9 protein-coding genes are annotated in these 7,619 nt (G+C 41.0%); 6 read left to right on the top strand and 3 right to left on the bottom strand.

Annotated features, from left to right (window positions below; translation table 11 throughout):
* Positions 1 to 30: 30 nt before the first annotated feature.
* Both I2483_RS15235 and I2483_RS15230 read right to left on the bottom strand, forming a co-directional pair.
* Positions 31 to 480 (bottom strand): DUF1569 domain-containing protein, encoded by a 450-nt coding sequence (locus I2483_RS15235; RefSeq protein WP_207277966.1) that lies wholly within the window; start codon positions 478 to 480, stop codon positions 31 to 33.
* Positions 481 to 656: 176 nt separating this feature from the next.
* Entirely contained in the window at positions 657 to 1,265 is a 609-nt protein-coding gene (locus tag I2483_RS15230) for a hypothetical protein (protein WP_207277965.1), read from the bottom strand.
* Positions 1,266 to 1,491: 226 nt separating this feature from the next.
* On the opposite strand from I2483_RS15230, the gene I2483_RS15225 reads away from it, so the two are divergent.
* Both I2483_RS15225 and I2483_RS15220 read left to right on the top strand, forming a co-directional pair.
* Positions 1,492 to 1,815: a helix-turn-helix transcriptional regulator gene (locus tag I2483_RS15225; protein WP_186671748.1), complete on the top strand. Its 324-nt coding sequence runs from the start codon at positions 1,492 to 1,494 to the stop codon at positions 1,813 to 1,815.
* Positions 1,808 to 2,836 carry a DUF4097 family beta strand repeat-containing protein gene (locus tag I2483_RS15220; protein ID WP_186671751.1) on the top strand — a complete coding sequence of 343 codons (1,029 nt, stop codon included), beginning with the start codon at positions 1,808 to 1,810 and terminating at the stop codon, positions 2,834 to 2,836. The genes I2483_RS15225 and I2483_RS15220 overlap by 8 nt, the downstream gene beginning before the upstream one ends.
* A 287-nt stretch (positions 2,837 to 3,123) precedes the next feature.
* Here the strand turns inward: I2483_RS15220 and I2483_RS15215 are convergent, their stop codons facing one another.
* Positions 3,124 to 3,627: a DinB family protein gene (locus I2483_RS15215; RefSeq protein WP_207277964.1), complete on the bottom strand. Its 504-nt coding sequence runs from the start codon at positions 3,625 to 3,627 to the stop codon at positions 3,124 to 3,126.
* A 226-nt stretch (positions 3,628 to 3,853) separates the two neighbouring features.
* Here I2483_RS15215 and I2483_RS15210 point away from each other — a divergent pair, with 226 nt between their 5' ends.
* The 4 genes from I2483_RS15210 (at position 3,854) to I2483_RS15195 (ending at position 7,501) form a co-directional block, all read left to right on the top strand.
* Positions 3,854 to 5,179, top strand: a complete 1,326-nt coding sequence (locus I2483_RS15210; RefSeq protein WP_207277963.1) for a M20/M25/M40 family metallo-hydrolase — start codon at positions 3,854 to 3,856, stop codon at positions 5,177 to 5,179.
* A 60-nt stretch (positions 5,180 to 5,239) separates the two neighbouring features.
* Complete coding sequence (locus I2483_RS15205) at positions 5,240 to 5,686, top strand: YaiI/YqxD family protein (protein WP_207277962.1); 447 nt, start codon at positions 5,240 to 5,242, stop codon at positions 5,684 to 5,686.
* Between the two features lie 192 nt (positions 5,687 to 5,878).
* Complete coding sequence (locus tag I2483_RS15200) at positions 5,879 to 6,958, top strand: type III polyketide synthase (RefSeq protein WP_207277961.1); 1,080 nt, start codon at positions 5,879 to 5,881, stop codon at positions 6,956 to 6,958.
* A gap of 12 nt (positions 6,959 to 6,970) precedes the next feature.
* Entirely contained in the window at positions 6,971 to 7,501 is a 531-nt protein-coding gene (locus tag I2483_RS15195; protein WP_207277960.1) for an isoprenylcysteine carboxyl methyltransferase family protein, read from the top strand.
* The last annotated feature ends 118 nt before the right edge of the window (positions 7,502 to 7,619 follow it).

The raw sequence follows: 7,619 nt of genomic DNA, 5'->3' as shown, positions 1-7,619 counted from the left end.
AGCACATCGTTTCATTTTGTTTTTCAATGTTTAAACTCCAAACTGTTTAAAATGATGGTCAAGGTGCTTGTATATTCCTTTACCCCATTGCTCAGAAGTAAGTTTCCCGAAAAAAGGATGCGGATGAGTTGTGCACTTCTCTGGTCCGTTATTTTGAAATGCGATAATTTTTTGTTTAAGCTTTTCTTTTTCTGTGTCAAATTCTCTATCATCTGCAATCAAAATGGTTGGAATTGTAGACAAATTATGGGGCAATGTCTTGTCATTGTAAATGATTTGTTTTGCAAACCTCCCTACTATTATTCCTAACCAACTCCTTGCTGGAAAAGAATTTCCCATTGCAATGTCTTGGAAAGAAGAACAATGTGCTAGCATTTGGGCAACATCCATTTTTCCCCATTGCGGTTGTGAATTTGGACTCAATTTGTCAATACGCTTTAAAACTTCTGCTGTGTGCATATGATTAAATATATTTTTCATTAGTGCATATCCCCTTTAATTATAATGAGTTAACCTTCTTAATTTATTTTGCCCGATAATTGAACACAAGTTAAACAACACTGTTCAACTAACCCGCTTGTTAGCGCAATAAGATAAGCATTATTGTTGTTCCGTTCAAGCACACGTTAGGTAAAGTAAGAAATTACTCTTTTCAATTACTTAATATGAAATTTCAATCTTCTTTCATCAAAAGTTTTTTCATCTTCGGTTTCAAATCCGTAACCATCAAAGATAATTGAATTTACTGGAACTAGCGGAGTTAATGCGATTTTCCAATTACCACCTTCCAATACAAGAACCACTAAAAAATAATTAACCCCATTTATGTGATACTCATTTTCGTGATAAACCTTATAATCAACCGCAACATAAAACGCCCTTTTAATACTGTACTTATCCATATAACGATCCGGTAAATAATTTTCAGCATAACCATATGGTAGCTCTTTCCACTTTATTAATCGAGCTTTTCTAATATTGAGTAAACCTACCTTTTTTTCCTGGTTTTCTTCATCATCCATAAAACTTTTCATTTCATTTGCTTCTTCCTTAACATACCACTTATCTACATTAATCCATCGATTTTCATTTATATCATTAAAATAGCCAGCGATTACTTTTATTGCAGATTTATATCTAACTTTAGTGGAGCTTTCGCGGATTGAAGGAGAAGTATCGTTGGGATTCGCAATTACTGTTCCATAATTCAACCCACAAATTAATATACTAATTAAAACCAACAGAAGAGGGCCACTTTTATTCAATATCATCACCCCAAATCATATTTGGGTTTAGTTTATGCAGTTCAGTTAAAACAATCCGTTGTAATTCAATGTTTTCTCCCCATCAACCGAACCCGTTAAAAAATCAAGTGCTTTTTGATATCCAGTACCTTGCAATGAACAATACCTTATGATATATTGTTGTCAACGAGTACTTTATATACGCCAGTACTGTTCATTAATTACTAGCGGAAGGAGTGTGTGTGAAGTGAATGTGCAATTCAAAAAAGGCGTGCTGAATTTATGCGTGCTTGTTCTTCTCGATAAGCAAGATCGCTATGGTTACGAGCTTGTGCAAAAGATTTCCGATCAAATTTCCATTTCTGAGGGATCAGTTTATCCCCTGTTGCGACGTTTAACGAAAGAAGGTTATTTCACGACCTATTTGCAGGAATCAACGGAAGGACCTCCCCGTAAGTATTATAAATTGACGGATGCGGGTCGTACCTATCTTCACGACCAATTATCGGAGTGGAAAAATTTCACGGATGGCGTCAATACATTAATCGAGGAGGGTGTACAGAATGACTGAAAACCAATTTATAGGTGAACTTGAAACTGCATTGAAACGACTGCCTACTGAGGAACGGAATGATATTATTCAAGATATCCAGGAATACTTCACTAACGGTCGTGAGGATGGAAAGTCAGAAAGTGAGATTGCTACTTCTCTAGGATCTCCTGTTAAAATTGCTGAGGAATTACTTGGATCGTATTCATTTGTGGAAAATAAAGCGGAAATCACATCGACGAATGAAGTCATTACAATCCAAGATGATCGATTTTTGAATGTTGACATCAACGTCCAGCATGGCGCACTAGTTGTCAGTCCGTCTGACAGTTCGGTGACGACCGCCGAACTAATTGGCTCCAATGAGAAATTGAAACTAACTGCGGAAGTGGTTGGCGATACATTGTTCATCCGGCTGAAAAGCCTACGCCACTGGTTACTCATGTTTAATTTCAACATGAAGGCAGTGACACTCAACGTGTTCATTCCTAAGAAGCTGTATCAAACGATTGTGATGAAGACAGATAATGGACGGATTTCTGCCGAGAAAATACTGTGCAAAAAAATCAGTGTGAATACCGATAATGGAAAAATCCAATTAAAAGAGATTGCTGCCACGTCGTTGACTGCCGAAACGGATAATGGACGAATTGAAGTTGATAAGGTGCAGGTCGATCATTTACGCACGAAAACGGATAACGGGCGAATTGAAATGCGTCATGTCGATGCGGACAGCATTGTAGCTGAGTCTGATAACGGTCGAATCGAGCTCGAACATGTTACGGGTTCCATTGTCGGCAGTACGGATAATGGACGGATTACACTTCAGACGGATAGCCTTGATCGGAATATTGATTTTCAAACGGATAACGGAAGTATTGTTATCCAATCAACCAGCAAGCCTACAAATGTTTCCATTCATACGAAAACCGGCCACGGTAAAGTCGATGTATTTGGCGAACGAAATTCACGGACGGTCATCGGCGCTGGTGAACACACGATTCGCTTGAAGTCGGATAATGGACGGATTACGGTAGGGTGATTGTGGATATGGTTGGTTAGCGAAGTTATATGATCGTTTGGCTAACGGATATGATTGGTCCGCAACGTTATATGCTCGTTTGACTTACGGATATGCTCGGTCCGCAAAGTTATATGCTCGTTTGACTTACGGATATGCTCGGTTCGCAAAGTTATATGCTCGTTTGGCTAACGATATGCTAGGTCTAAAACGTTATATGATCGCTCTCTAGGTCAACTAGTTAACTTAAAATAAAAAAAGCTGATGATACACCGATTTCCCGGTGTATCATCAGCTTTTCAATGTTTTCACACGACCGGCGCTTCTCCGCCAAACACTGCCCACTCTTCACGGGATGGTCCGTAGACGCCCGGTACACGCAAGCCGGCTTGCCTCATGAGAACTGTCATTTGACCGCGGTGATGCGTTTGGTGCGCTGTTAATATAGCTAGGACAGTTCCAATCGCCCATTGCTCCCCGTACATCTCTTTTAAATCCGCCAACGATCCATCAGTCCACTGTTCTTTGATTGCTGCAACCATTGCTTTATTTGTTGAACTGTAAGCTCCCGCGATTTCGGCAGCCGTTGTTGGTACAGCTGCATCGTGAGGATCCGCTTCGAAATCAAGACCTGTCCGTGACATCATCTCACCAAGTGTTGTGACAACATGCCACGCAATTCGGCCGAGGGTACGGTCTTCGGGTGATACTTCTTGTTCAAGAGACTTATCAGTTAATGCATCTAGTATTTTTTGTGTCGATTCACTTTCATGGCCCCAGTTAATAAGAAACTCTTCGATTGTTTTAAACAACTAAAATCCCTCCAAGTTTTGCTTTACTCTATAATCCTTTTCGCCATTTGTCGTAATTTCTCCTTCAATATCATAAAAATAGAGGACGAGGAGGCATCCTCTATTGGCTGATTGTGGAACTCTTCATTTTATCATCTTCCACAACTTCACTCATTATTCCCTATCATGGTTATAATGAAACAACATTGTCATGGTATATTTTCCAAAATTAGAATGGAGGAATCTTGTGGCTCGTAAAAGAATGCTGTTTTCATTCCTACTATTATTTTCTATCCTACTGACAGCTTGCTCAGCGAAAACACCCGGTGTGGATAGTCCAGAATTTGATCAAGCACAATCTGAATTTATCGAGGAATTAAACATTGAAAATATTTACGCTTCATTGAACGAATTAACGAAAAATCCTCGAGTAGCTGGCACAAGTTCGGAAATGCGGGCGGCTGCTTTTTTGACTGTACAATTGAAGGCGGAAGGATATGAAGTTGCCGTTCAACCATTCGATTTCGAAAGGTACGTCATACCGGAGTCGCAAAGCCTGACTGTCGAAGGCTTTGCGGGCCCACTCTCCCCTGCTCCATTTCAATATTCGGTTGACGGTAATGTCGACGGCCAATTGGTCGATGCAGGATATGGCTTGAAAAAAGATTACAAAAAAATTGATGTAAAAGGAAAAATTGCGCTTGTCGCTGTTGATAAAACCGCTTTTTCTGAACTGGTTTTATTGGCATCAGAGGTTGGTGCAAAGGCTATTCTTCTCTATTTCCCCGATGAATTAGAAATTGATAAATGGACGCTTGGTAAAGAGCATTTTAAAGAATTCATTCCCGCGCTGGCTCTTACTTATGATGATGGAACGAAGCTTGTTGAATTAGTCAAAAACGGCAGTCCTGTCAATGCGGCTGTTAAAATTAAAGGGGCCCGTATTGACAAGGTTGCATCACAAAACTTGATTGTCACTAAGCATCCCACTTTAGAAGTGAATGATGACATCATACTAATTGGTGCCCATTACGATTCCGTCGATGAAGCACCCGGTGCGAGCGACAATGCAAGTGGTACAGCAGTTGTCCTTGAACTGGCTAGGATGTTCAAAGCTGTTCCAACAAATAAAGAAATTCGATTCCTATTTTTTGGTGCTGAAGAAGAAGGATTACACGGATCAGAAAAGTATGTAAGTGCACTGACGAAAGATGAAATTAAGCGCTCTGCCGCTATGTTCAACTTGGATATGGTTGGCAGTGCAGACGCGGGAGATTTAGCCATTCAAACGATAGATGGAGCGGACAATACCGTTACAAAAGCTGCAAGTAAAGCGAACGAGGCACTGAATGGTGATCCAATCGAGACTGACTTTGGAGACAGAAGCGATCACACACCTTTTCATAATGCAGGAATCGACGCAGCATTGTTCATTTATGATCCAGTGGAAGAGTGGTATCATACGCCAGAGGACACTATTGAAAAGTTAAGTAAGGACCGTCTTGTTAACGTCGCCAAAATTGTTGGTACATCGGTTTTTGAACTGACTTTTTCAGGAATGATTGAAGAGTAATACAATAAGAGTTCTTTATTCACCCAATTTGGCATACTAAAGATAAAGGGAGGCTGCTTAATGACGACCATTCTAATCGACGCGGATGCGTGTCCGGTTGTGAAAGAAACGATCCGAATAGCGGGGACCTTCGGATTTCGCTGCATCCTTATCTGCGATACAACCCACGAAATGCATCGGGATGGTGCAGAGACAATTATCGTCTCGAAGGGGGCGGATGCAGTCGATTTTGTGCTTGTAAATCGTGTAAAGAAAAATGATATTGTCGTTACACAAGATTACGGTTTGGCAGCGATGGTGCTAGCAAAAAAAGGCCATCCAATCGATCAAAACGGGCGACTCTATACGGAGGACAACATCGACCAGCTGTTATATGCCCGCCACACAGCTCAAAAAGTCCGAATGGCTGGCGGACGATTACGCGGTCCAAAAAAGCGCTCCAAAGAAAGTGATTTGAAGTTCGAAGAGAGTTTGAAGAAGTTGTGTACGGAACTTGCGGAAATATAAAGCAAAAGCCTGTCGGTATATCGACAGGCTTTTTTCACCGGTTAGTAATTTTTTGTACAAGCTACGCGTATGTTGGGTATATACAAACTTTCAGGATAGCATTTCCTTTGCAATCCATTCATAGGATTTCAACCTATCTTTAAAATCTGGTAAATCTGTAATGAGTACTATTAATGAAGCCGGAGGTAGCCTATGCCGAAAATTCTATCTGTCAGTACTTTTAAACCGCCTCATGAAGTTAAACAGCAACAAGCAGTTGAATTGACTCGATCCCTATTTAGTGAGAAATACAATGATATTGAACGGCTTTTGAAAGTCTTTCAAAATGGCGATATCGAGACAAGAAATGTTTGCATGCCCCTGGAATGGTATGGAAAAGAGCATGACTTTGAAGAGCGCAATAATTTATACATTCAACATACTGTCGACTTCGGTGTACAAGCCGTGCTGTCGTGCCTCCAAGGGGAGGGTATGCTTGATGAACCGATTGAACCGTCTATGATTGACGCCATTTACTTCATTTCCAGTAGTGGGATTTCAACGCCAAGCATTGAAGCACGCATTATGAACCGGCTTCCCTTTCGAGATAGTACAAAACGGGTTCCAATCTGGGGACTTGGTTGTGCTGGTGGCGCTACGGGAATTAGCAGGGCCTACGAATATTGCCTTGCGTTTCCCGAAGCGAACGTCCTTGTCCTCTCAGCCGAATTATGCAGTTTAACATTTCAGAAAGATGATTATTCAAAAAGTAATCTAGTGGGGGTCTCACTGTTTTCAGATGGAATTGCATGCGCATTGGTTTCTGGCGATAAATCTTCGGTGAAAGTGAAAAAAGCGATGCCTAGGGTTATTGCTACCACTTCGAAACTGATGCCCGATTCCGAGAATGTTATGGGCTGGGACGTAAAAAACGCTGGACTGTATGTTGTTTTCTCAAAAAGTATTCCCGCTGTCATTACAAATTGGCTTGGGCCTTTCGTTCATGAATTCCTCAGTGAGCATGGGCTAACAAAAGATGATATTACACACTTCGTTGCGCATCCTGGTGGTAAAAAGATTCTTGAAGCATATGAAACAGCATTAGGATTTGATCAAAACAAAACGGACATTTCACGGGATGTATTGCGTTACAATGGCAATATGTCATCCCCTACAATTCTTTACGTGTTAGAGAAGTTCATGAAAAGTGAGCCTGCTGCGGGTGAGTATGGATTAATGGCTGCACTGGGCCCTGGTTTTTGCGGCGAATTGCTGTTATTGAAATGGGAATGAGGTGTTTTGAAGATGGTATTTGCCATTGTCATTTCAATTGTTATCTTACAGCGTCTTATTGAACTTATTGTCGCGAAACGCAATGAGAAATGGATGCGTAGCCAAGGAGCATTCGAAGCGGGTGCCGCCCACTACCCCATTATGGTTGCCATGCATGTCGCATTTTTCATTTCCCTTTTTGCTGAAGTCATTCAGCTCAATAGGTCACTGTCGTCAGTATGGATTATATTTCTCGTCATTTTTCTAGTGGCTCAAGTGGCACGGATCTGGTGTCTTACTTCGCTTGGGAAGTTCTGGAATACAAAAATCATCATCTTACCCGGCGCGGACGTTGTGCAGAAAGGTCCGTATAAGTGGATACGCCATCCGAATTATGTAATTGTGACGACTGAGCTCTTGGTACTTCCCCTCATGTTCAGCGCTTATTTAACAGCAATCATTTTTACATTACTGAATGTGTGGATGTTATCCGTGCGGATTCCCGCAGAAGAGAAAGCATTGAAGGATGCCACAAATTATAGAGATAAGTTTTCGCTGGACTAATAATTCACATCTCCATCCGTTACCAACTTTGCTAAACGATAAAAAACGCTGAGCTTAACTGGTCAGCGTTTTCTAATTTTCAATTGTCAAATAGCACGTCTGTTGAATAACCACATTC

This window comes from Sporosarcina sp. E16_3, assembly GCF_017347125.1.
In the GTDB taxonomy this organism is placed as follows: domain Bacteria; phylum Bacillota; class Bacilli; order Bacillales_A; family Planococcaceae; genus Sporosarcina.
The sequence above is the reverse complement of the archived record's forward strand: the minus strand, read 5'-3'. Positions and strand labels throughout refer to the sequence as shown.

Bases quoted from the DNA above. Each gene is read 5' to 3' on its own strand.
- I2483_RS15235 (WP_207277966.1), bottom strand. From the start codon at position 480: ATGAAAAATATATTTAATCATATGCACACAGCAGAAGTTTTAAAGCGT.
- I2483_RS15220 (WP_186671751.1), top strand. From the start codon at position 1,808: ATGACTGAAAACCAATTTATAGGTGAACTTGAAACTGCATTGAAACGA.
- I2483_RS15205 (WP_207277962.1), top strand. From the start codon at position 5,240: ATGACGACCATTCTAATCGACGCGGATGCGTGTCCGGTTGTGAAAGAA.
- I2483_RS15200 (WP_207277961.1), top strand. From the start codon at position 5,879: ATGCCGAAAATTCTATCTGTCAGTACTTTTAAACCGCCTCATGAAGTT.
- I2483_RS15195 (WP_207277960.1), top strand. From the start codon at position 6,971: ATGGTATTTGCCATTGTCATTTCAATTGTTATCTTACAGCGTCTTATT.